This window comes from Odoribacter sp. N54.MGS-14, assembly GCF_000980295.1.
Lineage (GTDB): Bacteria > Bacteroidota > Bacteroidia > Bacteroidales > Marinifilaceae > Odoribacter > Odoribacter splanchnicus.
This window is the reverse complement of sequence record NZ_LARL01000200.1, coordinates 1-259: the sequence shown is the minus strand read 5'-3', so window position 1 is coordinate 259 and position 259 is coordinate 1. Positions and strand designations below refer to the sequence as shown.

The window sequence follows — 259 nt, the reverse complement described above, 5'->3', positions numbered from 1 at the left end:
GGTCCCAAGGGTTGGGCTGTTCGCCCATTAAAGCGGTACGCGAGCTGGGTTCAGAACGTCGTGAGACAGTTCGGTCCCTATCTGTTGTGGGCGTTGGAGATCTGAGGAGAGCTGTCCTTAGTACGAGAGGACCGGGATGGACCTACCGCTGGTGCACCAGTTGTTCCGCCAGGAGCATAGCTGGGTAGCTAAGTAGGGAAGGGATAAGCGCTGAAAGCATCTAAGCGCGAAGCCTACTCCAAGATGAGATCTCCCATTC

At 56.0% G+C, this 259-nt stretch carries 1 rRNA gene; it reads left to right on the top strand.

From position 1 onward, the window contains the following. Nucleotides 1–259: ribosomal RNA gene (locus tag WS42_RS15115) — 23S ribosomal RNA — on the top strand; the annotation flags it as partial.